The following is a 24,541-nucleotide window of genomic DNA, read 5'->3' on the forward strand; positions in this document are numbered from 1 at the left end:
TCAGGGCGACGAAGAGAAAAACCGCCCGCGCCGGCGTGGCTCCCCCTCTCCCCCTGGAGAGGGGGCCGGGGGGTGAGGCACTGCACCCATGCGCGTCGCGTCGCCCCCCTACCCGCGGCTTTGTGGGCCCAACGTGTGGCGTTGTTGCCCCTGCAAATCGTTTCGCGGGGCCTTCAAATGGCTTTGTCGCCCGTGCGAATCGTTTTGTGGGTCGTGCGAATCGTTTTGTCGGCCGTGGTCGGCGTTTCGCGGGCCCAACCTCGCCTTCTGCACCCGTAACTGCCGCTCTGCGCGCCCAACCGACGGTCTGCAAGCCCAACTGAGCGTTGCATGCCCAACCTGGGCCCCGCAACGCTCCCGCACCAAAAACCCGGCGCCGGGTACCACGCACTAAACCGCAGTCCTTACCTTAGCAGCCCAAACCGTTTTCTCATTTTCCCAACTGACCACCCCATGAAAGTAACCGTTGTAGGGGCCGGCAACGTGGGCGCCACGTGCGCCGATGTGCTTGCCACCCGTGAAATTGCCAACGAAATCGTCCTGGTTGACATCAAGGAGGGCATTGCAGAGGGCAAAGCCCTCGACATCTGGCAGAAGGCCCCCATCATCGGCTACGACTCGCGCACGGTGGGCGTCACCAACGACTACTCGCGCACCGCCGATTCCGACGTGGTGGTTATCACCTCGGGCCTGCCCCGCAAGCCCGGCATGAGCCGCGACGACCTGATTTCGGTCAACGCCGGCATCGTGAAGTCGGTCACCGAGCAGGTAGTGAAGTACTCGCCCAACGCCATCATCATCGTCGTGTCGAACCCCCTCGACGTGATGACCTACCAGGCCCACCTCACCTCGGGTCTGCCCCGCGAAAAGGTGTTCGGCATGGCCGGCATCCTCGACACGGCCCGCTACCGCGCCTTCCTGGCCGAGGCCCTCAACGTGAGCCCCAAAGACATTCAGGCCGTCCTGATGGGTGGCCACGGCGACACCATGGTGCCGCTGCCCCGCTACACCACCGTGGGCGGCATTCCCGTTACCGAGCTCATCGGTAAAGAGCAGCTCGACGCCATCGTGCAGCGCACCGCCGTGGGCGGGGGCGAGCTGGTGAAGCTGATGGGCACCTCAGCCTGGTACGCCCCCGGCGCCGCCGCGGCTCAAATGGTCGAGGCCATCGTGCGCGACCAGCGCCGCGTATTCCCCGTCTGCATCGAGCTGAAGGGCGAGTACGGCATCGACGGCGTGTACCTGGGCGCCCCGGTTATCCTGGGCAAAAACGGCATCGAGAAAGTTATCGAGCTGCAGCTCAACGACGAGGAGAAGGCCCTGCTGGAAACCTCGCGTGGCCACGTGAAAGAGGTGATGGACGCCCTGGACAAGATGACCCAGGCCCAGCCCGCCTAAGCGCCCCCATTGGCTCCGGCCAGCTTTCGGGCCGCTCCGCTTCCGCGGGGCGGCCCGTTTTGCGTTTGGCGGCCCCGGGCCGAACCCCGTACCTTGCCGCCGAAACCCACTTGATGCACCTTTACTTAATCGACACCAACCCGGCAGTAACCGCTGCCTGGCAGCAGGTATTTGCCGGCGTCGGGCCGGTCACCGTCCGCCACGCGTCCATCTTCGACCACCCGGCCGACGCCTTGGTCAGCCCCGCTAACAGCTTCGGCTACATGAACGGCGGCATCGACTTTGCCATTTCCAAGCACCTGGGCTGGCACCTGGAAAAAGATCTGCAGCACCTCATCCGCGAGAAGTACTACGGCGAGCTGCTCGTCGGTCAGGCCGACATCCTCGAAACCGGCAGCGCCCTGTTTCCCTACCTGATTGCGGCGCCCACCATGCGCACGCCCATGACCATCAGCCGCGGACCCAACGTGTATTTGGCCATGAAAGCCATCCTGCTCTTGCTGCGCTACGGCCGGCTAAGCACCGGCGAGCCGGTGGCCAGCAACGTGCAGTCGGTAGCCATTCCGGGCCTGGGCACCGGCGTGGGGCAGGTACGGCCCCTGGACTGCGCCCGGCAAATGCGCATCGCCTGGGAAGACGTGATGCAGGAAAAGCACGCCACCGAGGCCGGTTGGGAAGAGCTGCGCTCGAACTACGCCTACTTCTACACCCACGACGAGCGCGACCTGAAGTACCCCATTCCCTAGCCATGCCTACCACTGCTTTATCGGCTGCCGACCTGCTCGCCCGCATTCACACCCTGGCCGACCCCGAGCGTGCCGTGGCCGTGGCCCGCTTTTTCCAGACCGGCCCCGGCCAGTACGGCGAGGGCGACCGGTTTCTGGGCCTCACCATGCCCCAGCAGCGCGCCCTGGCCCGCGAGTTCAAAGCATTGCCGCTGCCCGAAGTCGAGCAGCTGGTGCGCAGCCCCTGGCACGACTGCCGCTCCGTCGGCCTCATCATCTGGACGCTGCAGTTTCCCAAAGCTGACCCCGCCGGGCAACAGGCACTCTACGAGCGGTACCTGCACCTGCGCCGCTTCGTCAACAGCTGGGATTTGGTCGACGTCACCTGCCCGCACATCGTGGGGGCCTACCTGCTCCGGAAAGACCGCAGCCCGCTTTACGAGCTGGCCGTCGAAGACCACCTCTGGAGCCAGCGCATGAGCATCGTCTCCACCCTGGCCTTCATCCGCCAGGGGCAGTTTGCCGATACCCTGGCCCTGGCCGAGCTACTGCTCCCCCACCGCCACGACCTCATTCACAAAGCCGTGGGCTGGCTGCTGCGCGAAGTGGGCAAGCGCAACGAGGAGGCCCTCGAAGAATTCCTCCACGACCACCGCGCCCACATGCCCCGCACCACGCTGCGCTACGCCATCGAAAAGCTCAGCCCCGCCCAGCGGCAGTTCTACCTGCAGAAATAAACCAGCGCGCCCCGCCAATAAAGTTCGGCGGGGCGCGCTGGCTGAAAGAATTTCCGGTTTACTGCTGGCTGGCTTTGAAAAGCTTCTGCTTTTCCTCCTTCGAGAGGCTTTCGTAGCCCGAGCGGGAAATCTTATCCAGGATCAGGTCGATTTCGTTTTGCTCGGGCTGCACCAGCGGCCCGCGGGTTTTGCCGGCGGCCGCCGGCGGCGTGTTGCGGTGCGACACCCGCAGCCGAGGCCGCCCGTGCAGCAGGCCGCTGATCCAGTCGCCCACGGCCAGAATGGGCCGGCCCAGGTCGCGCCCCGCCTGCAGCTGCTTCACGAACACGAAGCCGATAATGGCCCCGCCCAGGTGCGCCAGCTGCCCGCCGGTATTGTTGCCGCTGATGCCGGCAATGGAAATCAGCACCACCGCCGCGGCGATGTACTTGATGCGCACCGCCCCGAACAGGAACAGGTTGAAGGTATAGTCGGGCAGCAGCGTAGCGGCCCCCACGATGATGGCCGTGACGGCCGCCGAGGCCCCCACCATCGACATGCCGGCCAGCATCTGCGGGCGCAGCACCGGCAGCAGGTTGTAGCTCAGCAGAAACAGCAGCGCCCCGGCCAGGCTGCCCAGGATGTAGAGCCCTACCAGGCGCCGGTCGCCCAGGTACTCGCGGAACAGCATGCCAAACCAGTACAGGTTCAGCAGGTTGAAGATGATGTGCAGAAAGCCCTCGTGGGTGAAAGCGTAAGTGAGCAGCGTCCAGGGGTGGCGCAGCAGGCCGGGCAGATCGGCCGGCAGCTCCAGCTGGCGCATCAGCACCTCGTAGGCCGGGCGCGCCCCGCTCAGAAACAGCAGCGCCTTCACCACCACCAGCACCGCAAACACCAGCACGTTGATGAGCAGGAGCTGGTTGAGGGCGTTGTCGCGGCGGCTGAAGGCGGATTTGATGTCGGCGATTATGCTCATGGACGGGTGGGCATCAATAGAAGCGGGAGTGGTGCTTTTCCCAGTATTTCAACAGCAGGAAGCCAAACAACATTCCGCCCAAATGGGCGAAGTGTGCCACGTTGTCACCGGGGTTGCGCTGAATGCCAGCGTACAGCTCGTAGATGCCATACAGGGCTACGAAGTACTTGGCCTTGATGGGAAACGGCAAAAACAGCAGCATCAGCTCGGTGTTGGGGAAAAGGTAGGCAAACGCCAGCAGAATGCCGAACAAGGCCCCCGAGGCCCCCACCATGCCCGAGGCCCGGGGATTGTTGACCGCGTCGTTGTAGATGGCATTCACCGTTCGCGTGGCCGACTGCTTAAGCTCCTGGTCGCCTGGATTGCGCTCCATCTCCCGCGCCACCGGCTCGTAGCCGCCGTACAGCGGCGCGTAGTCGCGGAAAAAGTCGCTGAGGCCCACTCCCGTAGGGTCCTGCACGAACTCCTGCCGGGCCCGATCCATCTGGGCTATTTCGTAGTAGCGGATGCCCGAGTACAGCACGCCCGCGCCTACCCCACACACCATCCAGAACAGCAGAAACCGCTTGGCGCCCCAGCGCATTTCCAGCATGGGGCCGAAGGAAATCAGGCCGAACATGTTGGAGAAGATGTGCATCAGCCCGCCGTGCAGAAACATGTAGGTAACGAACTGGAAGGGCCGGAACAGTTCCGACTGCGGGGGGAACAAGGCCAGCCAGCGCATCAGGCCGGGCATCAGGGCGGAGGTGAGCAGCATCATTCCCAGGTTCAGGAAGAGCAGGTTGCGCACCACGGGGGTCAGGTTGAACATAAGCCGCAGGCTAAGCTGAAAGAATGAGCTGACTTACGAAAAAGCAGCCATTGGGGCCGCTTCCACCGTCTTTTTGCGGTCTGGCAGGGCCGCCCACGAAGGTAGAACTTCCCCACTGGGCTGCCCGCGGCGCCGCGCGCCATAGCTTAGCGGCCAAAGAAACCCTGTAGCTGCGCGGCTTCGAGCATCACCAGGGTACGGCGGCCGTCGGGGGTGTAGCCGGGCAGCTGGCAGGCAAACAGCGCGTCGACCAGCGCGTTCATTTCCACCTCGGCTAGGCGGCTGGGCACGCTGGCGGCCACGCGCCGGGCCAGGGTGCGGGCCAGCTGCTCGCGGCGGTCGAGCTGGGCCCGGCTGCCGCTCACCCGGAACTGCTCCAGCAACCCTTCCAATAAGGCTTTTTCGTCGGCGCTGGCGGGCACCTCGGCCGGCAGGGCCTCAATGGCAATGGTGTTCGGGCCGAACTCGGAAAAGCGGAAGCCAATACTGGTCAGCTCCTCGCTCATCTCGCGCAGCACGGCAAAGTCGGCGGGTGAAAAGCTCACGGTGCGCGGAAACAGCAGGGCCTGTGAGGCGCCGGTTTCGTTGGTGAGCGTGTCCTGGTACTGCTCGTAGAGAATCCGCTCGCGGGCCGCCACCTGGTCGATGAGCATCAGCCCCGACTTGACCGGCACCAGCACGAACTGCTGCACCTGCACGGCCCGGCGGCCTGGGGCGGGCAGCTCGGGCGCATTTGGCCGCCGCCCAATTTCGGGGTGCACCAGCGGCAGCGTGGGCACCGGCTCGGGCGCCGCGCCGACCAGGTCGGCAGCTTCGGCCTCGATGTCGGCCAGCGGCGTTTGCCCGATGGAGCGGTAGAAATCGTCGAGGGCCTGGCGGGCCTGCTCGGTGGGGCGCGGCGTGAGGGGCTTTTCGTCGGGCCAGCGCGGCTCGCGCGGGGCACGGGCGGGCCCAAACGCCGCGGCCAGGGCGCCGCCTTCGCGGTCGGTTTCGTAGCTACGGCTCTGGGCCGCGGCATCGTCGGCGTCGGCCAGGGCCGAGGGGGCGCCGGTGCGCAGCCCGCGCAGGGGAGCAAAGTTCACGTCGCTGTCGAAGTCGAGCGAGGGCGCCATGTTGTGCAGCCCCAGCGCCTGCTTCACGGCGGCGCGCATGATGGCGTACACCGTTTTCTCGTCCTCGAACTTGATTTCCGTCTTGGTCGGGTGCACGTTGATGTCGATGGCCTTGGGGTCGAGCTCCAGGAACAGCACGTAGAAGGGGTGCGTGTCGCGCGGGAGCAGGCCCTCGTAGGCGGCCAGCACGGCGTGGTTGAGGTAGGCCGAGCGGATAAAGCGGCCGTTGACGAAGAAAAACTGGTCGCCGCGGCTTTTCTTGGCCGCCTCGGGCTTGCCGATGTAGCCCTTCACCGAAATAAAGGGCGTGACTTCCTCCACGTGGGCCAGCTGCTCCTTGTAGCTCTGGCCCAGTAGGGCCACGATGCGCTGACTAAGCTTGCCAGCCGGCAGGTTGAACACCTCCAGGTCGTTCTGGTAGAGCGTGAAGGTGCGGTCGGCGTGAGCTAGGGCCACGTGCTGAAACTCGTCGAGGATGTGGCGCATCTCCACGGCGTTGCTCTTCAGAAAGTTACGCCGCGCCGGCACGTTGAAGAACAGGTTCTTGACGGCAATGCTGGTGCCGTCGGCACAGGCCGTGGGCTGCTGGCCGGTTACCTGCGAGCCTTCCACCAGCAGCAGGGTGCCGGTATCCTGGTCGCGCAGCTTGGTGCGGATTTCCACTTGGGCCACGGCCGCAATGGAGGCCAGCGCCTCGCCGCGGAAGCCCAGGGTGCGGATGCGGAACAGGTCGTCGGTCGTGCGGATTTTGCTGGTGGCGTGGCGCTCCAGGCTCATGCGCGCGTCGGTGGGGCTCATGCCCGAGCCGTTGTCGACCACCTGCACCAGCTGCTTGCCGGCTTCCTTCACGATGAGCTGAATGTGGGTGGCGCCGGCGTCGACCGCGTTTTCCAGCAGCTCTTTCACCACCGAGGCCGGGCGCTGTACCACCTCGCCCGCTGCAATCTGGTTGGCCAAGTACTCGGGCAGCAGTTGAATGATATCGGACATAAGCAGGATACGAACGGCCGCCGCGGCGGCGTTGGAAAGCCGCAAAGGTAAGCCCGCCGCGGACGGCTTGCCGGAGTTTTCCCTAAGGCGCTGAACAACACCAACCTGCATACCGATATTGAATTTCTCCTATAAACCACCGGAACTTTCCTTGAAAATGAAGCCGTTAGCCCCATGCCCCGCACTTGGCTTGATATTCGCAGGCATCCGGCTCGGGAAATAATGCGTAAGTTTGTGGCCAGCTTTTGCTTGCGGGCCGCCAAGGCACGCTCCTCGGCCGACGTCTTCCGGGCTTCGGTCGGTTACTTCCGCACCGTTGATCGGGCGCCCTTTGCCACAAGCCCTGCTTGCTGGCGGAGGGCGTCGGTGCAGCGGACCGGGCGAACCACTCTTTTAGTACGCGACACGACTCAGGGGCCGATGGGCAAGGATATTCGGATTGGACTGGTACTGCTGCTGTTGGCCATTACAGGTCTGATCGTGTCGTTTTCGCACCCCTACGACAACGGGGCGCGCCCCGCGTCGGTGGCCGAGCAGAACTGGGTCGACTCGGTGTTTAACTCGCTCACGCCCGAGCAGCGCCTGGGCCAGCTGTTTATGGTGGCGGCCTACTCCAACAAGGACCAGAAGCACGTGCTGCACACCGAGCGGCTGATTCGGGACTACAACATCGGCGGGCTGATGTTTCTGCAGGGCGGCCCGCGCCGGCAGGCCCGGCTCACCAACCGCTACCAAGCCCTGGCCCGCACGCCCCTGCTCATTGCCATGGACGCCGAGTGGGGCCTCGATATGCGCCTTGACTCCAGCATGCACTTCGCCAAGCAGATGACGCTGGGCGCCATGGACGACGAGCAGCACATCTACCGCATGGGCCGCGAAATTGCCATGAAGCTGCGCACCCTGGGCGTGCATGTGAGCTTCTCGCCGGTCATCGACATCAACTCCAACCCCAACAACCCGGTTATCGGCAACCGCTCCTTCGGCGAAAACAAGGAGCAGGTCACCAAGCGCGGGCTGGCTTACATCCGCGGGCTACAGGACCACGGCGTCATTGCCGTAGCCAAGCACTTCCCCGGCCACGGCGACACCGACGTGGACTCGCACCTGGCTTTGCCGGTCATCAACTCCGACCTGGCCCGCCTGACCGACGTGGACCTTTACCCCTTCCAGAAGTCGTTTGAGGCGGGCGTGATGGGCGTAATGGTGGCCCACCTCTACGTGCCGCTCATCGACACCGTGCGCACCCAGAGCACCACCCTCTCGCGTAACCTGGTAACCGGGCTGCTGAAGGAGAAGATGGGCTACCGTGGGCTGGTGTTTACCGACGCGCTCAACATGAAGAGCGTATCGAACCTGTTCAAGCCCGGCGAGGTGGATGCCCTGGCGCTGGCCGCCGGCAACGACGTGCTGCTGTTCTCCGAGGACGTGCCCGTGGCCATTCAGAAAATCAAGGAAAAGATGGCCGCCGGCCAGATTTCCATGGAGGACGTGGACCAGCGGGTACGCAAGATGCTGCGCGCCAAGTTCTGGGCCGGCCTCAACCGCCGGCAGCCGGTAGACGTGCCCAACCTGATGCAGAACCTCGACCGGCCGCTGGCGCGCACCGTGCAGCAGGAAATCTACGAGCACGCCGCCACGGTGGTGCGCAACGAGGACGATCTGCTGCCCTTTGCCCGGCTCGACACCCTGCGCCTGGCCACGGTGAACATCGGCGCGCCCACGGGCAACCCCTTCGGGCAGATGATGCAGAACTACCTGCCCTGCGCCACCTACTCGGTGCCCAACCGCTACGCCGCCGACTCGACGTTTGAGCGCCTGGCCTCCAAGCTCGGGCCCTACAACACGGTGGTGGTGAGCTTGCACAACCTCAACAACACGCCTACCCACAACTACGGCCTGGGCGACGCGGCCCTGCGCTTCGTGAAGAAGCTGCAGGAAAATCCGGCCCTGAAAACGGTGGTGGTGGTGATGGGTAACGCCTACGCCCTCAAGTACGTGGAAAGCTCCCGCACCCTGGTGTGCGGTTACGAAGACAACCCGGCCTCGCAGCGCGTGGTGCCGCAGGTGCTCTTCGGCGCACTGCCGGCGCTGGGCCGCCTGCCCGTTACGGTGTCGGAGACGCTGAAGGCCGGCGCCGGCCTGCCCACGCCCGACTTCCGCCGCCTGCGCTACGCCACCCCGGAGGCTGTGGGCCTCGACTCGCGGGTGCTGAGCCAGATCGACAACGTGGCCACCGAGGCCATTGCCTACGCCGCCGCCCCCGGCTGCCAGGTGCTGATAGCCAAGGACGGCGCCGTGGTGTTCGAGAAAAGCTACGGCTACGCCACCTACGACAAGTCGCACCCGGTTACCAACGAGACGCTCTACGACCTAGCCTCGGTGACGAAGGTGGCCGGCACGCTGCAGGCCATCATGTGGCTCAAGGACGAAGGCCGCCTCAACCTCGACGCCAAGGTGTCGGACTACCTGCCCGAGCTGAAAAGCACCAACAAGAAGGACATGACCGTGCGCGAGGTGCTCATGCACCAGGCCGGGCTGAAAGCCGGTATTCCCACTTGGGAGCGAACGGTTACCAAGAGCGGCCTCAAGCCCACCTTCTACGCCAGCACCCGCACCGACGACTTCTCGCGCGAGGTGATTCCCGGCACCTACGTGGTGCGCACCGCCGAAGACTCGGTCTGGACCTGGATTCAGCGCAGCGGGCTGCTGCCCAAGGCCAAAAACGGCAAGTACCCCATCGAGTACTCCGACCTGAGCTTCATGGTGCTCAAGCGCCTGGCCGAAAAAGTGCTGAACCAGCCCCTGGAAAGCTTCCTGCAGCGGCAGTTCTACGCGCCGCTGGGTTTGACCACCATGACCTACAACCCGCTGCAGCGCTTTCCCAAGTCGTGCATTGCGCCCACCGAAAACGACACGTACTACCGCAAGGCCCTGCTGCAGGGCTCGGTGCACGACCAATCGGCGGCGCTGCTGGGCGGGGTGGCGGGCCACGCGGGGCTGTTTTCCAACGCCCGCGACCTGGCCATCCTGATGCAGATGGATTTGCAGAACGGCCGCTACGGCGGGCAGCGCTACTTCACCACGCCGGTGGTGGCCGAGTTTGCCCGCACCCAGCCGGGCAGCCGCCGTGGCCTGGGCTGGGACCACGGCGACCCCAGCAAGCCGGAAGGTCCCACCAGTAACCTCTCGCCGGCCAGCACCTTCGGCCACACCGGCTTCACGGGTACCTGCGTGTGGATGGACCCCGAAAACAAAATCCTCTACATCTTCTTATCCAACCGCGTGTACCCCGACGCGGGCAACAACAAGCTGCGCCAGTACAACATCCGCACGCGCATTCACGACGTGATTTACAAGTCCATCATCACCGACGCGGCCAAGGACAAATCCTGACCCGCGGCCAGGCCCGAGGGGAAGCTTTACTATGTGGTGTGGAACAAGCAACCCCTTGACCGGCGCGCCGTCCCTGACCGGGCGGCGCGCTTTTTTATTGCTTTCAGCGGCCGTAACCTCCATTTCTGGTAGCCTGGAAAGCCTACCTGCCGGGGCACAAACCCATTCTTGCAGTATTTCTCCGGCTTTCCCCAACTTGCCGCCCCTTGCGCTGTTAGGCTGCAAACCACCCCTTCCCTCTCCCGCCGCCCCACCCCTATGAACATCGGCATTGTCTGTTACCCCACCTTCGGCGGCTCCGGCGTTGTAGCCACCGAGCTGGGTAAGGCCCTGGCCCAGAAGGGCCACCGGGTGCACTTCATCACCTACAGCCAGCCGGTGCGCCTCGACTTCTTCAACGAGAACCTGTTCTACCACGAGGTTTACATTCCGCCCTATCCGCTGTTCCAGTTTCCGCCTTACGAGCTGGCGCTGGCCTCGAAGATGGTCGACATCGTGCAGAACGAGAAGCTCGACGTGCTGCACGTGCACTACGCCATTCCGCACGCCTCGGCGGCCTACATGGCCAAGCAGATTCTGCGCACCAAGGGCATCAGCATTCCCGTCATCACCACCCTGCACGGCACCGACATTACCCTGGTGGGCAAGGATGCGAGCTACGAGCCGGTGGTTACCTTCAGCATCAACCAGAGCGACGCCGTTACCTCGGTGTCGGCCGATCTGAAGGAGGAAACCTACCGCTACTTTGCCATCGAGAAGGACATTGAGGTCATTCCCAACTTCATCAACCTCGAGCGGTTCCGCAAGCAGGCCAAGGAGCACTTCCGCACCGCCATTGCCCCCGAGGGCGAGAAGCTGCTGATTCACACCTCCAACTTCCGCTCCGTCAAGCGCGTCGACGACGTGGTGCACATCTTCGATGGCGTGCGCCAGCAGATGCCCGCCAAGCTGCTGCTGGTGGGCGACGGCCCCGACCGCCCGCGCATCGAGAAGCTGTGCCGCGAGCTAAACCTCTCCAGCCACGACGTGCGCTTCCTGGGCAAGCTCGAAGCGGTGGAGGAAGTGCTGAGCGTGTCGGACCTGTTTTTGATGCCCTCGGAAAAGGAAAGCTTCGGTTTGGCGGCCCTTGAGGCCATGGCCTGCGAAGTGCCCGTCATCAGCACCAACGCCGGCGGCATTCCCGAGCTGAACCTGCACGGCCAGACCGGCATGGTGAGCGAGGTGGGCGCCGTTGATGACATGGTAAAAAACGCCCTCTACGTGCTGGCCGACGAAAACCTGCCCCGCTTCAAAGCCGCGGCCCGTGCCCGCGCCGAGGAGTTTGCCGTCGACCACATCGTGCCCCGCTACGAAGCCTGCTACCAGCGCGCTATCGACGTGGTGCTGGCGGCAGTGTAGGTGGTGGTTGGTTTTTGGTGCCTGGAACGCCAAAGGCTTGTTTACAGCAAGAGCCCGGTCGAATATTCGACCGGGCTCTTGTTTTGGGAAGGCCGCCGTGAAGCCGCCTACAAAAAACGAACAACCAACAACGAGTAACCAATAACCAAACCCTAGAACAGCCCAGCAGCTTCGCGCTTCACGGCCAGCAGCGCCGTGGCGGTGGGGTCGGTTTCCTCGTTGATCAGGGTTTCGAGCACTTTCTTGGCCAGCTCGGTGCCGCGGGCCTGCTGCTGGTTAGGCAGGGTGTGGTAGGCCTTGTTGATCATGGTCAGGATGTTTTCCTTGGCCGACTTGACCTGGTTCCAGGTGTCGGGGCTCATGTAGAGCTGCTGCGAGAGGTTGTGCTCGTACTCGGCCCGGATTTCCTGCATCAGCAGGCGGTGGTACTCGGGCGCGGTCTGCCCGGCCGAGCTCAGACGCACCATCAGGTTGTTGGGCGTGATGCGCTCCAGCAGCAGGGCGATGCGCTCCAGGGCCTGCAGGCGCAGCGGCAGCGTGGTTTTGCTGTTTTCCAGCTTCAGCTCGATGAGGCGGCGCTGCTGCTCTTTGTCCAGGAACTGCTGGATGAGGTAGTAGGTAGTGGCGGCCACGATGAGCGCGGGCAGGATAATTTTCAGCAGGTCGAACAGAAGCGTGCTATCCATATAGGCGGAAGGCGCCAGGCCAGGCTGGCGGGGGTGAAACGAAAAAACGGGGATGCCCGGGGGCGGGCAAATATACTACGGTGAACCCCGCGCCCAGGGTCGCTGTTAAAGCAATGTCGCGGGCAAATTCCGCCCGGGACGTATCTTTGCCCCACCGGCGGCAACGCCTTTTCTTCCTGACGCTACGCAACTTCCTTTGACCATGGCCACTGCCACTGCTCCCGCTAAAATTGCTCCCATCACGCTCACTCCGCGGGCGTTGGCGGAGGTAAAGAATATCCTCGTCGAGAAAAAAGTCCCCACCGAGTACGGCCTGCGCATTGGCGTGCAGGGCGGCGGCTGCTCGGGCCTGAGCTACCTGCTGGGCTTCGACAAGCCCAAGGAGCAGGACGAAACCTACGAGCTCGACGGCGTGCTGCTGGTGATGGACAAAAAGCACGCGATGTACGTGCTGGGCATGGAAGTCGACTTCCAGGACGGCCTGAACGCCCGCGGCTTCGTGTTCAACAACCCCCAGGCCAAGAGCACCTGCGGCTGCGGCTCGTCGTTCTCGGCGTAGTACCGGCTCAGTTTTCAGCATACTAAAAGCCCCGGCAGTTCGCGCTGCCGGGGCTTTTTCTCGCTTTGATGCCTGGTTTCGCCTGCCGATGCCCAAGCCTATTGTTTGAGCACGATGTCGCGGCGGCCAGCCCACCCGCCATCGACAGTGCGCCGCAGCGCTACCACCCCGGTTCCCCCGATGGCCGGTACGGTAGCCAGATACTGCGCCGAAACGAGCGGGTCGTCCTGGAAAACAAAGTCGCTGATGTAGTACGGCGCTTGGTTGCCCGGCTCCTTAATGGCAGCGTGAATGTGGGCCGGCATGGTGCGGCTGGGGTAGGGTGCGGGCCGGGTGGAGCGGATAGCATAACGGCCCTGCGCGTCGGACCGGGCCCAGCCGTGCAGGTGCCCGTGCCATTTCTGCACCCCGGTTTCGTCGCCCTTTTTGGTGTAGTGCCCGGTGTGGTCGGTTTGGTAGGCATACAGCAGCACGCCCGGGTAGGGAGTTCGGCCATCGGCCCGCAACAGCGTGCCCGAAATCAGCAGCGGCTCGCCGGGCTCCCCGGGCTGGCCCAGAATGAGGGTGGCGGTCAGCGCGGCCGGAACCCGGGCGAAGCAGCAGCCAATGGGCGCGTCGGGGCTATCGCAGGCGTCTTGCCTGGTAGGGTGCTCGGCCCGACCCGCGGGTTGGGAGCTGGTTTCGCCGCAGCCGCTGCCCGTGAGCAGCCCACTTAGCAACGGAAGGAAAACGAGGGAGGCTAGTCGGTTTTTCATGGCCACCGCCGGCCACGAGCAGCGCCGCCGGCACGCATAAGTTACGGCTTTGCGTGGGCTATTTTCTGCCCTGACTGCCTCAATGGCCGGGCTTTTAGTACCCGATTCGCTCCCCGCCCATCACCTTCACCGCCGAGCCGTTGGCCATGAACACAGACCTGGGCGCTTCGCGCAGCGGCTCCACGAAGACTTCGCCGTAGAGCCGGGCCACGCGGCAGTGCAGCTGGTAGTCGAGCACTTGGTGAGCGTTCCAGCGCGGGTGCACCACTTCGTACTGCCCCGTGCGCCGCTCGCCCAGACGGGTGTAGCCCCAATAGTGCTCGGTGATGAACTCGGCTTCGCTGCCCGCGGCAATGGGCACCGCCACGGATTCAACGGCGGCCCGCAGGTGGTTCCACTCGCCATCAATCCGCCAGCCGTACTCCATTTCCCCGGGTCCAGCCCCATCCATTTGCCATCGATGCCGCATGGGCAGCGCCAAGTACTTCTCGCCGTAGAAGGTGTTGGCCACCGCCGCAATCATGGCCCGCGGCACAATTTCCTTCACGAATACCACGCCCCGCCGCCAGCCGTGCGTGGGGTCGCGGTGGCGCACGTAGAAACGTAGGTTCACTTCCTCGAAGTGCCGGTGCCAGGGCACGCTGAAGCCACGCACTCGCGTATGTTCAAACAGAAACCCCACCATACTCACGTAGTGCGTGCCCTGCCAGTCGTCCAGCTCGGTGCCGTAGGGCAGGTACGGCCGCAGGATGGCAGGGTCCACGGCGTAGTTGGCCATGAGCAGGTTGCGCCACTCGGCGGTGAGGAAGGTGGTGGGCATGGGAAAGTAAAATTGAGTGGCTGCCAGCCGCAGCTTTTACGGCCTGACCTTAGTTGAAACTACTCTTCCTGTTACCACGGATTCTTTTGTTGTCCTGCTGCAGGTCACGCGGCATTTCCTACGCCAACTGGTACGGGTAGCCGATTTCCTGCAGGTCGGTAGCCAGCTGGCCCCAGTCGTCCAGCTCGTCGGTTATGGCCCGCACCAGGGGTTTCGTTACGGCTTCGCCCCGGTAGATGGCGGCCACGGCCTCGCCGTCGATGAGCTTGCGGCCGCTGTCTTCCACGAAGTACTCGTTGGCCCAGTCCGTGTAGGTCTCGGGCTGGCCGTCGAAGATGAACAGCAGCTCGTCCGAGCCATCCTCCGCGGCGGGCAGCCCGGTTTGCCAGCCGTGGGCGGGCGTGTACCAGAGGCAGAACGTGGTGCCGATGGAGTTGACCGGCTCGCCGAACATGAACTCGTCGAAGGCGGCGGGCAGGCCGCGGGTTACCTGGGTTTTGTCGGGCTGCTCGTACTCGTGCAGGTAGCCGCTGATGCAGCAGCCCTCGGCCCGGAACAGCACCAGCATCTGGTCGCCTTCGCCGTCGCGCATCTCAAACAGCGTTTCGCCCTCGCCCCACTGGGGGTTGTAGGAATAGTAGCGGTATTCCCAATCAGGCGAGTTAATGGCGTCGAGCACGGCCAGGGATTTGCACAGGCGCTGCAGGGCAGCCGCGTCGGGCAGGGCCGAAAAGTTGCGGGTCGAAATCATGGCAATACGGGTTAGGGGATTCTTCGGCCCTAAACGCAGGCTTAGTAGGTCTTGGTCATGTCGGCCGGCACCACCAGCACGAAGTCGCCCTTGCCCCGGTTTTCCGGCTCGAGCTTGCCCAACTGCTCCTGCGTGACGGTGCTGATGGTGCGAATGCGCAACTGGGGCTCGGCCTGGCGCAGGTACCACCCGATGCCGTCGTGGTGGTCGGAGTGGTAAGCGCCGTTCAGGTGCAGCAGCAGCTGGCCGGGCTGGCGGCTTTGGCGGATGAAGTAGGCCATGGTGGCGTCCTTGAGTGCCTGGGCCTGGATGATGTTTTCCACCCCGGCAGCGTGGGAGGCGTCGCCGCCGAACATCTTCCGCATGTTCTGGTAGCCGGGCAGGGCGTAATCCACCGTGATGGGCAGCGGGGCCAGCCAGGCTTTTTCGGCGGCGGGCAGCGCGTCGAGCACCGCTAGGCCACCCTTGGCCACCTGCTGGGCGTATCGGCGCGGCACGTTGGTGCCCACCACGCGCAGCTTCTGCTGCCGGGCCAGCTGCAGCAGGGGCTTGTAATCGGTGGCATAGTTGGGCCAGGGGCGGCTGCCGGCCTCGAAGGCCTGCTCGTCCAGCTCGCCCACGTTGTACTGCTCTACCAGCGGCTGCACGTCGCGCTCAAACATTTCCAGGCCCAGCACCAGCTGTCCGGCCCGGCGCCGGGCCAGCTCGCGGGCTACCTGCCGCACCAGCCAGTGGGCAATGGGGTCGTTGTGCTGCTCGCCAAAGAGCACCACCTCGGCCTTGGCCAACTCGCTGAGCATCTTTGGGAAGCTCACCGGCTTGCCTTCGGCCGTAAACAGCCGGTAGGCCGGCAAATCGTCGGCGGGGGCAGCGGCGGCCAGCGCGGGCAGGACCGCGAGCAGCAGGGCGAGCAGCATACGCATCATGGGCAGGGGTTTGGCAGCGGCACGGGTTGTTACTGGCTGAAGGCCGGGCCTTCGGCGCTCAGAGTCTGCTGCCAGTAGGGCGCGCAGGCAATGCGGGGGCGGGAGGCCGCGTTCAGCTCGGCTTGCTGCACCACCACGTTGTTGATGAGCAGCTCCAGCCGCAGCACGGTGTTGGGCGCGGGCAGCAGCGTGTCGCTGCAGGTTACGCGGCGGAAGGCAATGGAGGCTACCACGCGGTCGGCGGGGCCGAGCCGGCCCAGGTCGTAGGTCTGGCTGGCCAGGCTGTCGAAGCTCACGCGGGCCGTGGGGCCGGGATTGGCGCGCTGCTGAAACTGGTAGGTGGTGGCGTAGCGCAGCTCGGCGCCCAGCTGCTTGAGGTTGGCCCCCGACACGCGCAGGGTCACCGGGGTTTCGGCGGGGCTAAGCGCGTCGTCGTCGCAGCCGACCAAGCTCAACGTCAGGCAGCACAGCAGCAGCGGTAGTCGCGGCAGGAGGTTCATGGGGCCAAAGTACGGCTTTATCGGCAGCCGGGCGGGCAGCAAAAAAGCCTCCTCCCGGCAGGAAGAGGCTTTCTTAACGGCAGTCGGCGTCAGGCTTAGCCCTTGTAGAACAGCCACTTCGACAGCTCGCCGTAGGTTACTTTCTTGCCGTACATCAGAATGCCCACGCGGTAGATGCGGCCGGCAATCCAGATAGCGCCCACGAACCCGGCAATCAGCAGGGCCATCGACAAGGCTAGCTGCCACGCGGGCACTCCCCCGAAGGGCAGGCGCATCATCATGGCAATGGGCGAAGTCAACGGGAAAATCGACATCCAGAACGCCACCTGCCCGTTGGGGTTGGTGGTCAGGATGGCCTGCGACACGACAAAGGTTAGTACCAGCGGCATGGTCACGGGCATCATAAACTGCTGGGTGTCGGTTTCGCTGTCGACGGCCGAGCCGATGGCCCCAAACAAGGCGCCGTAGAACAGGTAGCCACCCAGAAAGTAGAACAGGAAGCAGCCCACCAGCAGCGGCACGTTCAGGTCGGCGTTGTCCACGGCCTGCATCATCTTGGCCACCATGTTGTCTTTTTTGGCGCCTTCCTTCTGCTCGGGCGTGGTGGGAGCGGCCACGGCGGTAGTACGGTTCACGCGGTCTTGGGCCACCTGGGCCGGGGCCACCGAGCCGGCCATTACCGAGCTGATGCCCATGGAGAGCAGTACCCACAGCGCCAGCTGCGTGAAGCCCACGCCGGCAATGCCCAGCACCTTGCCCATCATCAGCTCGAAGGGCTTGACCGAGGAAATCATCACCTCCACGATGCGGTTGGTTTTCTCCTCCATCACCCCGCGCATGATCTGCACGCCGTAGATAAAGATGAAGATGTAAATCAGGAAGCCCGCGAAGTAGGCAATACCGGTGCTCACGCCGGTACTGGAGCTTTTCTCCCCGTCCTCGCTCAGGCTGATGGTCTGCAAATCCACGTCGGCCTTCAGGTTGTCGAGCACGCTGCGGTCGAGGCCGGCCTGGCGCAGGCGCTGGTTCTCGATTTCCTTGTTGACGGCCCGGCGGATGTCGTTTTCCAGCGACATGCCCAGGCCCTTGCGCGAAAACACTTGCACGGCACCCGGGTCGGCCATGCTCATCTTGGGCACGAAGAGCAGCGCGTCGTACTTGGCTTTGTTGAACTCGTTTTTAGCCGTGGCCAGGTCGGGCGACACGCGGGTGAAGCTGATGTCGTCCTTGGCCTCGGGCAGCTTATCGGCAAACAGCCCGCCGGCATCGGCAATGGCCACCACCTTGCCGCTGTCCGACATTTTGGCGATGAGCACGGGCACGGCAAACAACCCCACCGTGAGCAGCGGCCCAATCAGCGACATGATGATGAAACTCTTTTTGCGCACCCGCGAGAGGTATTCGCGCTGGGCAATAAGCCAGGTTTTAGACATGGGTAGAAGTTGCCAGGGGCAGTTTTTCGGTGGTCGGGAGGGGCCGGGTTAGGCCAGGACGGAGTCGGTTTCGGGCACGTAGTCGGGCTGGGTTTCGCGCACGCGCCGGATAAAGATTTCGTTGATGCTGGGCACCTTCTCGCGGAAGGCGTGCACCTCCACGTTGCCGGCCCCGATGAGGTAGCGCAGCAAATCGTTGGGCGTGCCGTGCACAATGCGGATGCGGTCGTAGAAGTGGCCGTTTTCGCGCTCCTTGTGCTCGAGCACCTCAAAATCGGGGTGCATCACCAGCAGCCGGCCCCGGCCCTCCACCTCGTAGGTTTGGGAGCGGTAGGCGTCGCGCACCTGCCGCACCGGTCCGTCGAGCACCTTTTTCGAGCGGTTGATCAGGGCAATATGGTCGCAGAGCTCTTCCACTGACTCCATGCGATGGGTCGAGAAGATGATGCTCACGCCCTGCTCGCGCAAAGCCAGAATCTCGTCCTTAAGCAGGTTGGCATTGATGGGGTCGAAGCCCGAAAACGGCTCGTCCAGGATCAGCAGCCTGGGGTCGTGCACCACGGTGGCCACAAACTGCACCTTCTGCTGCATGCCCTTGGAGAGGTCCTCCACGTTCTTGTCTACCCAGCTCTTGATGTCGAAGCGGTCGAGCCAGTACTTGATTTTCTCCCGCGCCTCGGCTTTGGAGAGGCCCTTGAGCTGGGCCAGGTACAGCAGCTGCTCGCCCACCTTCATCTTTTTGTAGAGCCCGCGCTCCTCGGGCAGGTAGCCGATCTGGCCGATGTGCGAGGGGTTGAGCCGCTCGCCGCGGAAGCGGATTTCGCCCGCGTCGGCGCCGGTAATCTGGGTGATGATGCGGATCAGGGAGGTTTTGCCCGCGCCGTTGGGCCCGAGCAGCCCGAAGATGGAGCCCTCGGGAATATCGATGCTCACTCCGTCGAGGGCGGTGTGGCTGGCGTACTGCTTGCGTACGTCGATGGCCTGAAGAATGGGTTTCACGGCAGTTGAGGAGGTTGATTGCTCCGCCAAGGTAGAAAGGTTGCACCGGGCGGCGCATATCGCCGCGGCCAATCTTCTACCAACGGTAGCTTTCCCGGCCCCAACGGCCCAAAACCGGCTCCCAACTGCCGCCGCTGATGGGCGGCTGCCCGTGCTCACCCGACGCAAAAAAGCCCGCTCCAGCAGCTGGAGCGGGCTTTATAAGCTGTCCGCGCAATCCGCGGCCATCCGGGCTTACTGAAAGTATTCCTTTACTTTCTCGAAGAAGCCCTTTTCGTTTTTGCCGGGGCTGGGCGTGAAGTTGGGCGAGTAGCGCAGCTTCTCGAGGGCGGCGCGCTCCTCTCCGGTCACGTTCTTGGGTGTCCACACGTTCACGTGAATGAGCTGGTCGCCCTTGCCGTAGCCGTTCAGGTCGGGAATGCCCTTGCCGCGCAGGCGCAGGATTTTGCCGGCCTGGGTACCCGGGTCAATCTTCACCTTCACCTTGCCCTCGATGGTGGGCACCTCGATGCTGGCGCCCAGGGCCGCGTCGATGATGGAGATGTACTGGTCGAGCACTACGTTGTTACCATCGCGCTTGAGGAATTCGTGGGGCTCTTCCTCAATCTGAATGAGCAGGTCGCCGGGCACGCCGCCGCGCTCGGGGAAGTTGCCCTTGCCGCTCATCGAGAGCTGCATGCCCTCGGCTACGCCGGCGGGAATGTTGATGGGGATGATTTCCTCGGCCAGCTGCCGGCCTTCGCCGTGGCACACGTCGCACTTCTGGCTCACGATTTTGCCTTCGCCGTGGCAGGTGGGGCAGGTCGAGCTGCTCACCATCTGGCCCAGCATGGTTTGCACCACGCGCTTCACCTGCCCCTGGCCGTGGCAGGTGCCGCAGTCCTTGAGTTCGGTGCCGTTTTTGGCGCCGGTGCCCTGGCAGCCGTTGCAGGCCGTGTAGCGCTTCACCTTGATCTTTTTCTCGACGCCGTTGGCCACTTCCTCCAGATCGAGCTTGAGCTTGATGCGCAGGTTGGAGCCCTTGCGCACGCGGCGGCCGCCGCGCTGGCCGCCCCCGCCGAAGAAGCTCTCGAAGCCCCCGCCGCCACCGAAGATGTCGCCGAACTGCGAGAAGATGTCTTCCATGCTCGGGCCGTGGCCGTTGCCGCCGGCGCCGCCCACGCCCTGGTGACCAAACCGGTCGTAGCGGGCGCGCTTCTGCTCGTCGCTCAGTACCTCGTAGGCCTCGGCAGCTTCCTTGAACTTGTCTTCCGCCGTGGGGTCGTCGGGGTTTTTGTCGGGGTGAAACTTGATGGCCACCTTGCGGTAGGCCTTCTTGATTTCGTCGCCCGACGCGTTTTTGGCTACGCCCAGAATTTCGTAATAATCTCGCTTGGTCGACATGACGTTGTCGGTATCAGGTAAATGGTATTGGGTAGTTGGTAGTCGGTAAGGCAGCCAGGCAGCCGAAGCGGCCTGACACTGGTCCTGTTACCTGATACCCAATACTTACTACCAAAAAATTTACTGGCCCAGCACCACCTTAGCGTGGCGAATCACCTTGTCGCCCAGGTAGTAGCCTTTCTCAATCTCATCGACCACCTTGCCCTTCAGCTCCTCGCTCGGCGCCGGAATCTGGGTGATGGCCTCGTGCAGGTCGGGGTCGAAGGCGCCGCCCTGGGCGTTCATGGGCTGCAGGCCCTTCTGCTGCAGGGCTTTCTGCAGCTTGCCGTGAATGATGTCGATGCTCTCGCGCACCACGTTGGCGTCGTCGGTCGTCTGGGTGTGCTGGCGGGCGCGGTCAAAGTCGTCGAGCACGGGCAGCAGCACGGTCATCAGCTCCTGGTTGGCGGTCTTGAACAGCTCGGCGCGCTCCTTGGTGGTGCGGCGCTTGTAGTTCTCAAACTCGGCCGCCAGGCGCAGGTACTTGTCTTTCAGTTCGCTCACTTCCTGGTCGGTACGGGTAGCTTCGGCTTTAGGGGCACCGCCATCGGCCGGCTGGCCAGCCGGCTCTTCCATCATTTCGCCGGCTACGTGGTCGGCACTGGCGGGAGCGGCAGCTTCGTTCTGCAGCTCGTCGGGGTTCGGAAACGTTGCGTCAGCCATTCCTTAGGTCAAGTATTTCAGGCAGATGGATGTTCTACTAGGTAAAGGGCCCCGGACAAGGAGTTTGCCAAAGCCCCGATGCGTGACATAGTGGCACGGAAACCGCGCGGTCGGCCCAAATGGTTCGGACGAGGCGGCAGTTTGCTTCAGCCACTGCGCCACGCCAAGCGGCCGACAGCTGGCAAGCAGCATGGTACTACCTTGCAGCCGCCACACCTGTTATTTCTTTGCGCACAGACTGGATGCGCTCCTTGGGCCGCGGTACCAGCCAGATGTTTTTCCATGACCAGAATTTCTCCCCAATCGGCCGCCGATTCTCAGCAACCCGAAATTCAGGCGTTTGCCAGTATTCTGCACACCCGGGGCGTGCATGCGGCCCTGCAATTCCTGAACGGCCGCACGCCGCACCGCTACACCGGCGTCTTCCGCTTCGACGGCGACGTGCTGCGCAACGAAGCTTTGTTTGACCGCTACCAGCCCGAGCAACTGAAAGGAGCCGATGCTCCGATGCAGGCCACCTACTGCTCGTTGGTGGGCCGACAGCAGGCGCCGCTGGAAATCAACGATGCCACCACCGATGCGCGGGTGAAGGGAATTATTGAGACGCCGGTGGTATCCTACTGCGGCGTCCTCATCCGCGACGCGGCGGGCAAGGCCTTTGGGACCCTTTGCCACTACGACATGCAGCGCTGCCAGGAGCGCACGACCGATCTGCCCTTGCTCGAAGCCGCCGCGCAGCTGCTTTACCGACAGCTGCACCCAGCTGCCTAATCCCGCTGGGTTTCCGGCGAATCTTCGTCGTCGAACGTGTCTTCGTCGTCGAATTCGTTTGCGTTGTCGGCTCGTTTCGGCGTCCAGATGCTGTGACGCAAAGGCTTAGGGTCTTCGCGGCGGGCCTCCTGAATCTGCTGCCAGAGCAGATCCTTCAGCTGCTGCATGTTTTTCTGGGTGATGCTGGAGATGAACACGTGCGGCACGTCGGCGGGCAGCGTGGCGCGGATTTCGGCTTCCAGCTCCTCGTCCAGCATGTCGGCCTTGGTAATGGCCAGCACCCGGCGCTTGTCCAGCAAATCGGGGTTGAACTGCGCCAGCTCGCTCAGCAACACCTGGTACTCGGCGGCAATGTCGGGCGAGTCGGCGGCAATCATGAACAGCAGGGTGGCGTTGCGCTCGATGTGCTTGAGGAAGCGTAGCCCCAGGCCCTTGCCTTCGGCGGCGCCCTCGATGATGCCCGGGATGTCGGCCATCACGAAGCTTTGGTAGTCGCGGTAGCCCACCACGCCCAGGTTGGGCACCAGGGTAGTGAAGGCGTAGTCGGCAATTTTGGGCGTGGCGGCCGACACTACCGACAGCAGGGTGCTCTTGCCCGCGTTGGGGAAACCTACCAGACCCACGTCGGCCAGCAGCTTCAGTTCCAACACGTTCCACACCTCCTGGCCCGGCTCGCCGGGTTGGGCGTAGGTGGGCGCCTGGTTGGTGCTGGTTTTAAAGTGGTCGTTGCCCCAGCCACCACGGCCGCCGGGCGTCAGGATGATTTCCTGACCGTCTTCGGTGATTTCGGCGCGGATTTCCCCGGTTTCGGCGTCGCGGGCAATGGTGCCCAGCGGCACGTCGAGAATCACGTCCTCGCCCTCGGCGCCGGTGCAGAGGCCGCCGCTGCCGGGCACGCCGTGGCCGGCAATGACGTGCTTTTTGTACTGCAGGTGCAGCAGCGTCCAGAGCTGCTTGTTGCCGCGCAGGATGATGTGGCCGCCCCGGCCGCCGTCGCCGCCGTCGGGCCCGCCCAGCGGCCGGCCCTTGGAGCGGAACATGTGGGCCGAACCCGCCCCGCCCCGACCGGAGCGGCAGCAGATTTTAACGTAGTCGATGAAGTTGTTGGAAGCCAATTTTTTAATTACGAATTAAGAATTAGGTAGTAGGAATTGAGGTAGCCTCAGCCCTTCCTGATTCTCGGTTGGCGTGTCGTGAAAAAAGCCGTCATCCTGAGCGGGGCAAGCGACCGTACCCGGCTGGAACGAGTTGAAGAACGTCGTTCCGGTCTGATAAGGTCCTTCGCTCACGCTCAGGATGACAGAAGTTGTCAGGCGCTGCCGGAGCAGCCCGGCAAAGTTACGCCTTTACCTCGTTGGCAGCCTGCCCGCCGTCGGTAACGGTGGCCGGCTGGTGCGAGTCGATCAGGCCGCAGAGCTGCGAGAAGATGTCGTCGATGGCGCCGATGCCGGGAATGGCGTGGAACTTGTCCTGCTCGGCGTAGTACGAGGCCACCTGCGCGGTTTTGGTGTTGTACTCCACTACGCGGCGGCGAATCAGCTCCTCGTTCTGGTCGTCGGGGCGGCCCGAGGTTTTGCCGCGCTCGAGCAGGCGCTTCACCAGCTCGTCCTCGGTTACTTCCAGCGCCACCATGCACGAAATGCCGGTGTCGTAGCGCTGCAGCAGCGCGTCGAGGGCTTCGGCCTGGGGAATGGTGCGCGGAAAGCCGTCGAAGATGAAGCCCGCAGCCTGGGTGTTGCTGGCCAGCTGGCTTTCAATCATGCCAATGACCACGGCGTCGGGCACCAGTTCGCCGGCGTCCATGAGTTTCTTGGCCGTCAGGCCCAGCTCGGTGCCCTGGGCAATCTGCGAGCGGAGCAGGTCGCCGGTGGAGAGGTGTACCAGACCGTAGCGCTGAATCAGCTTCTGGCTTTGGGTTCCTTTGCCGGCGCCGGGGGGGCCAAACAACACGATATTGAGCATGATCGGAAGTGGTAGCGGGGAGAGGTGAGAGAAGGAGCGAGAGTAAGTTACGGAATTGCGGCCAGCCGCCGGGCGGGTTTTGGCCCTTATACGGCCCGGTACAGGTCGCGGTAGTTGCGGCCTAGCCCGTCGTAGTCGAGGCCGTAGCCCACCACGAAGTCGTTGGGAATGGCCAAGCCCTGGTACTTGACGTGCAGCGGGTGCTGCAGGCAGTCGGGCTTGATGAGCAGGGTGGCGACTTCCACCGAGGCCGGCTCCAGCGCCCGCAGCTGCGCCAGCAGGGCCTGCATGGTGTGGCCGGTGTCCACGATGTCTTCGAGGATGACCAGGTGGCGGCCGCGCACGTCTTCCTGCAAACCCAGAATTTCCTTGACCTGCCCCGTCGAGCCGGTGCCCTCGTACGAGGCCACGCGGATAAAGGTCACTTCGCAGGGCACGGTTATTTCCTTCAGCAGGTCGGCAGCGAACATAAACGAGCCGTTGAGCACGGCCACGAACAGCGGCACCTGGTCGGCGTAATCCTGGTTGAGGCGGGCCGCCACGGCGCGCACCGCGTCGGTGAGCCGGGCTTCGGGCAGATACGGCGCGAAGGCCTTGTTGTGCAGCGAAATAGAGGCTTGCGGCATGCCAGCGGGTTAGGGACCTGGGCGAAAAGTGCGGCGAAGGTACGAACCAAAACCGAGCGGCCCGGCCCCTACCCCGCTTTCAGCCCGGGCGCCGGCACCCGGACCGCCCGGTTTGGCCCCGACAAAAACAGTGGAGCCCCAGCTTCCCG

Annotated in this window: 23 protein-coding genes; 7 read left to right on the forward strand and 16 right to left on the reverse strand. The window is 63.8% G+C overall.

The genetic code is table 11. The annotated features are described in order from the left end of the window. Positions 1-453: 453 nt before the first annotated feature. The 3 genes from mdh (at position 454) to ACE191_RS09595 (ending at position 2,860) form a co-directional block, all read left to right on the forward strand. On the forward strand, positions 454-1,398 hold the full coding sequence (gene mdh / locus ACE191_RS09585) for a malate dehydrogenase (RefSeq protein WP_400191979.1): 945 nt from the start codon (positions 454-456) through the stop codon (positions 1,396-1,398). 113 nt (positions 1,399-1,511) lie between these two features. Further along, complete coding sequence (locus ACE191_RS09590; RefSeq protein ID WP_400191980.1) at positions 1,512-2,144, forward strand: macro domain-containing protein; 633 nt, start codon at positions 1,512-1,514, stop codon at positions 2,142-2,144. Between the two features lie 2 nt (positions 2,145-2,146). Continuing rightward, positions 2,147-2,860, forward strand: a complete 714-nt coding sequence (locus tag ACE191_RS09595; RefSeq protein ID WP_400191981.1) for a DNA alkylation repair protein — start codon at positions 2,147-2,149, stop codon at positions 2,858-2,860. A 58-nt stretch (positions 2,861-2,918) separates the two neighbouring features. Here ACE191_RS09595 and ACE191_RS09600 read toward each other — a convergent pair whose 3' ends face one another. From ACE191_RS09600 to mutL, 3 genes are all read right to left on the reverse strand, one after another. Continuing rightward, the gene (locus tag ACE191_RS09600) at positions 2,919-3,815 is read right to left on the reverse strand and encodes a rhomboid family intramembrane serine protease (protein WP_400191982.1); all 897 of its coding nucleotides are present in this window, start codon (positions 3,813-3,815) and stop codon (positions 2,919-2,921) included. Between the two features lie 13 nt (positions 3,816-3,828). Continuing rightward, on the reverse strand, positions 3,829-4,626 hold the full coding sequence (locus ACE191_RS09605; protein ID WP_400191983.1) for a rhomboid family intramembrane serine protease: 798 nt from the start codon (positions 4,624-4,626) through the stop codon (positions 3,829-3,831). 146 nt (positions 4,627-4,772) lie between these two features. Further along, a complete protein-coding gene (gene mutL / locus ACE191_RS09610) occupies positions 4,773-6,728 on the reverse strand; it encodes a DNA mismatch repair endonuclease MutL (protein WP_400191984.1) in 1,956 nt (651 codons plus the stop codon). Between the two features lie 420 nt (positions 6,729-7,148). Between mutL and ACE191_RS09615 the strand changes: the two genes are divergently transcribed. Both ACE191_RS09615 and bshA read left to right on the forward strand, forming a co-directional pair. Next, positions 7,149-10,121 carry a glycoside hydrolase family 3 N-terminal domain-containing protein gene (locus ACE191_RS09615; RefSeq protein ID WP_400191985.1) on the forward strand — a complete coding sequence of 991 codons (2,973 nt, stop codon included), beginning with the start codon at positions 7,149-7,151 and terminating at the stop codon, positions 10,119-10,121. A 258-nt stretch (positions 10,122-10,379) separates the two neighbouring features. Next, entirely contained in the window at positions 10,380-11,519 is a 1,140-nt protein-coding gene (gene bshA, locus ACE191_RS09620; RefSeq protein ID WP_400191986.1) for an N-acetyl-alpha-D-glucosaminyl L-malate synthase BshA, read from the forward strand. 152 nt (positions 11,520-11,671) lie between these two features. Here bshA and ACE191_RS09625 read toward each other — a convergent pair whose 3' ends face one another. Further along, positions 11,672-12,205 (reverse strand): hypothetical protein, encoded by a 534-nt coding sequence (locus ACE191_RS09625; protein WP_400191987.1) that lies wholly within the window; start codon positions 12,203-12,205, stop codon positions 11,672-11,674. Positions 12,206-12,407: 202 nt separating this feature from the next. Here ACE191_RS09625 and ACE191_RS09630 point away from each other — a divergent pair, with 202 nt between their 5' ends. After that, the gene (locus ACE191_RS09630; protein WP_400191988.1) at positions 12,408-12,764 is read left to right on the forward strand and encodes a HesB/IscA family protein; all 357 of its coding nucleotides are present in this window, start codon (positions 12,408-12,410) and stop codon (positions 12,762-12,764) included. A 98-nt stretch (positions 12,765-12,862) separates the two neighbouring features. On the opposite strand, the gene ACE191_RS09635 is transcribed toward ACE191_RS09630, so the two are convergent. The 9 genes from ACE191_RS09635 to ACE191_RS09675 all read right to left on the reverse strand — a co-directional run bounded on the left by ACE191_RS09635 (position 12,863) and on the right by ACE191_RS09675 (position 21,033). Next, positions 12,863-13,519 carry an intradiol ring-cleavage dioxygenase gene (locus ACE191_RS09635; RefSeq protein WP_400191989.1) on the reverse strand — a complete coding sequence of 219 codons (657 nt, stop codon included), beginning with the start codon at positions 13,517-13,519 and terminating at the stop codon, positions 12,863-12,865. Positions 13,520-13,613: 94 nt separating this feature from the next. Then, positions 13,614-14,339, reverse strand: coding sequence for a YqjF family protein (locus ACE191_RS09640; RefSeq protein WP_400191990.1), 726 nt, complete (start codon positions 14,337-14,339; stop codon positions 13,614-13,616). Between the two features lie 118 nt (positions 14,340-14,457). Then, positions 14,458-15,090: a hypothetical protein gene (locus ACE191_RS09645; RefSeq protein WP_400191991.1), complete on the reverse strand. Its 633-nt coding sequence runs from the start codon at positions 15,088-15,090 to the stop codon at positions 14,458-14,460. A gap of 41 nt (positions 15,091-15,131) precedes the next feature. Further along, positions 15,132-16,016, reverse strand: coding sequence for a ChaN family lipoprotein (locus ACE191_RS09650; protein ID WP_400191992.1), 885 nt, complete (start codon positions 16,014-16,016; stop codon positions 15,132-15,134). A gap of 29 nt (positions 16,017-16,045) precedes the next feature. Beyond that, positions 16,046-16,516 carry a hypothetical protein gene (locus ACE191_RS09655; RefSeq protein WP_400191993.1) on the reverse strand — a complete coding sequence of 157 codons (471 nt, stop codon included), beginning with the start codon at positions 16,514-16,516 and terminating at the stop codon, positions 16,046-16,048. Between the two features lie 95 nt (positions 16,517-16,611). Beyond that, positions 16,612-17,949: an ABC transporter permease gene (locus ACE191_RS09660; protein WP_400191994.1), complete on the reverse strand. Its 1,338-nt coding sequence runs from the start codon at positions 17,947-17,949 to the stop codon at positions 16,612-16,614. Positions 17,950-17,997: 48 nt separating this feature from the next. After that, complete coding sequence (locus ACE191_RS09665) at positions 17,998-18,948, reverse strand: ABC transporter ATP-binding protein (protein WP_400191995.1); 951 nt, start codon at positions 18,946-18,948, stop codon at positions 17,998-18,000. A 234-nt stretch (positions 18,949-19,182) separates the two neighbouring features. After that, positions 19,183-20,331 (reverse strand): molecular chaperone DnaJ, encoded by a 1,149-nt coding sequence (gene dnaJ, locus ACE191_RS09670; protein WP_400191996.1) that lies wholly within the window; start codon positions 20,329-20,331, stop codon positions 19,183-19,185. Between the two features lie 120 nt (positions 20,332-20,451). Then, complete coding sequence (locus ACE191_RS09675; protein ID WP_400191997.1) at positions 20,452-21,033, reverse strand: nucleotide exchange factor GrpE; 582 nt, start codon at positions 21,031-21,033, stop codon at positions 20,452-20,454. 282 nt (positions 21,034-21,315) lie between these two features. Between ACE191_RS09675 and ACE191_RS09680 the strand changes: the two genes are divergently transcribed. After that, the gene (locus ACE191_RS09680) at positions 21,316-21,804 is read left to right on the forward strand and encodes a hypothetical protein (RefSeq protein WP_400191998.1); all 489 of its coding nucleotides are present in this window, start codon (positions 21,316-21,318) and stop codon (positions 21,802-21,804) included. Here ACE191_RS09680 and obgE read toward each other — a convergent pair. The 3 genes from obgE to hpt form a co-directional block, all read right to left on the reverse strand. Next, positions 21,801-22,919, reverse strand: a complete 1,119-nt coding sequence (obgE, locus tag ACE191_RS09685) for a GTPase ObgE (RefSeq protein ID WP_400191999.1) — start codon at positions 22,917-22,919, stop codon at positions 21,801-21,803. The genes ACE191_RS09680 and obgE overlap by 4 nt on opposite strands. A 223-nt stretch (positions 22,920-23,142) precedes the next feature. Then, positions 23,143-23,766 carry an adenylate kinase gene (locus ACE191_RS09690; protein WP_400192000.1) on the reverse strand — a complete coding sequence of 208 codons (624 nt, stop codon included), beginning with the start codon at positions 23,764-23,766 and terminating at the stop codon, positions 23,143-23,145. A gap of 86 nt (positions 23,767-23,852) precedes the next feature. Next, positions 23,853-24,392: a hypoxanthine phosphoribosyltransferase gene (gene hpt / locus ACE191_RS09695; protein ID WP_400192001.1), complete on the reverse strand. Its 540-nt coding sequence runs from the start codon at positions 24,390-24,392 to the stop codon at positions 23,853-23,855. Between the last annotated feature and the right edge of the window lie 149 nt (positions 24,393-24,541).

The organism is Hymenobacter sp. B81, from assembly GCF_044628455.1.
Lineage (GTDB): Bacteria > Bacteroidota > Bacteroidia > Cytophagales > Hymenobacteraceae > Solirubrum.

Coding starts and splice junctions, on each gene's coding strand:
- ACE191_RS09590 (WP_400191980.1), top strand. CDS start 1,512: ATGCACCTTTACTTAATCGACACCAACCCGGCAGTAACCGCTGCCTGG.
- ACE191_RS09615 (WP_400191985.1), top strand. CDS start 7,149: ATGGGCAAGGATATTCGGATTGGACTGGTACTGCTGCTGTTGGCCATT.
- ACE191_RS09600 (WP_400191982.1), bottom strand. CDS start 3,815: ATGAGCATAATCGCCGACATCAAATCCGCCTTCAGCCGCCGCGACAAC.
- ACE191_RS09625 (WP_400191987.1), bottom strand. CDS start 12,205: ATGGATAGCACGCTTCTGTTCGACCTGCTGAAAATTATCCTGCCCGCG.
- ACE191_RS09675 (WP_400191997.1), bottom strand. CDS start 21,033: ATGGCTGACGCAACGTTTCCGAACCCCGACGAGCTGCAGAACGAAGCT.
- ACE191_RS09645 (WP_400191991.1), bottom strand. CDS start 15,090: ATGATTTCGACCCGCAACTTTTCGGCCCTGCCCGACGCGGCTGCCCTG.
- ACE191_RS09635 (WP_400191989.1), bottom strand. CDS start 13,519: ATGAAAAACCGACTAGCCTCCCTCGTTTTCCTTCCGTTGCTAAGTGGG.
- dnaJ (WP_400191996.1), bottom strand. CDS start 20,331: ATGTCGACCAAGCGAGATTATTACGAAATTCTGGGCGTAGCCAAAAAC.
- hpt (WP_400192001.1), bottom strand. CDS start 24,392: ATGCCGCAAGCCTCTATTTCGCTGCACAACAAGGCCTTCGCGCCGTAT.
- mdh (WP_400191979.1), top strand. CDS start 454: ATGAAAGTAACCGTTGTAGGGGCCGGCAACGTGGGCGCCACGTGCGCC.
- ACE191_RS09630 (WP_400191988.1), top strand. CDS start 12,408: ATGGCCACTGCCACTGCTCCCGCTAAAATTGCTCCCATCACGCTCACT.
- ACE191_RS09660 (WP_400191994.1), bottom strand. CDS start 17,949: ATGTCTAAAACCTGGCTTATTGCCCAGCGCGAATACCTCTCGCGGGTG.
- mutL (WP_400191984.1), bottom strand. CDS start 6,728: ATGTCCGATATCATTCAACTGCTGCCCGAGTACTTGGCCAACCAGATT.
- ACE191_RS09680 (WP_400191998.1), top strand. CDS start 21,316: ATGACCAGAATTTCTCCCCAATCGGCCGCCGATTCTCAGCAACCCGAA.
- ACE191_RS09655 (WP_400191993.1), bottom strand. CDS start 16,516: ATGAACCTCCTGCCGCGACTACCGCTGCTGCTGTGCTGCCTGACGTTG.
- ACE191_RS09595 (WP_400191981.1), top strand. CDS start 2,147: ATGCCTACCACTGCTTTATCGGCTGCCGACCTGCTCGCCCGCATTCAC.
- ACE191_RS09640 (WP_400191990.1), bottom strand. CDS start 14,339: ATGCCCACCACCTTCCTCACCGCCGAGTGGCGCAACCTGCTCATGGCC.
- bshA (WP_400191986.1), top strand. CDS start 10,380: ATGAACATCGGCATTGTCTGTTACCCCACCTTCGGCGGCTCCGGCGTT.
- ACE191_RS09605 (WP_400191983.1), bottom strand. CDS start 4,626: ATGTTCAACCTGACCCCCGTGGTGCGCAACCTGCTCTTCCTGAACCTG.
- ACE191_RS09690 (WP_400192000.1), bottom strand. CDS start 23,766: ATGCTCAATATCGTGTTGTTTGGCCCCCCCGGCGCCGGCAAAGGAACC.
- ACE191_RS09650 (WP_400191992.1), bottom strand. CDS start 16,016: ATGATGCGTATGCTGCTCGCCCTGCTGCTCGCGGTCCTGCCCGCGCTG.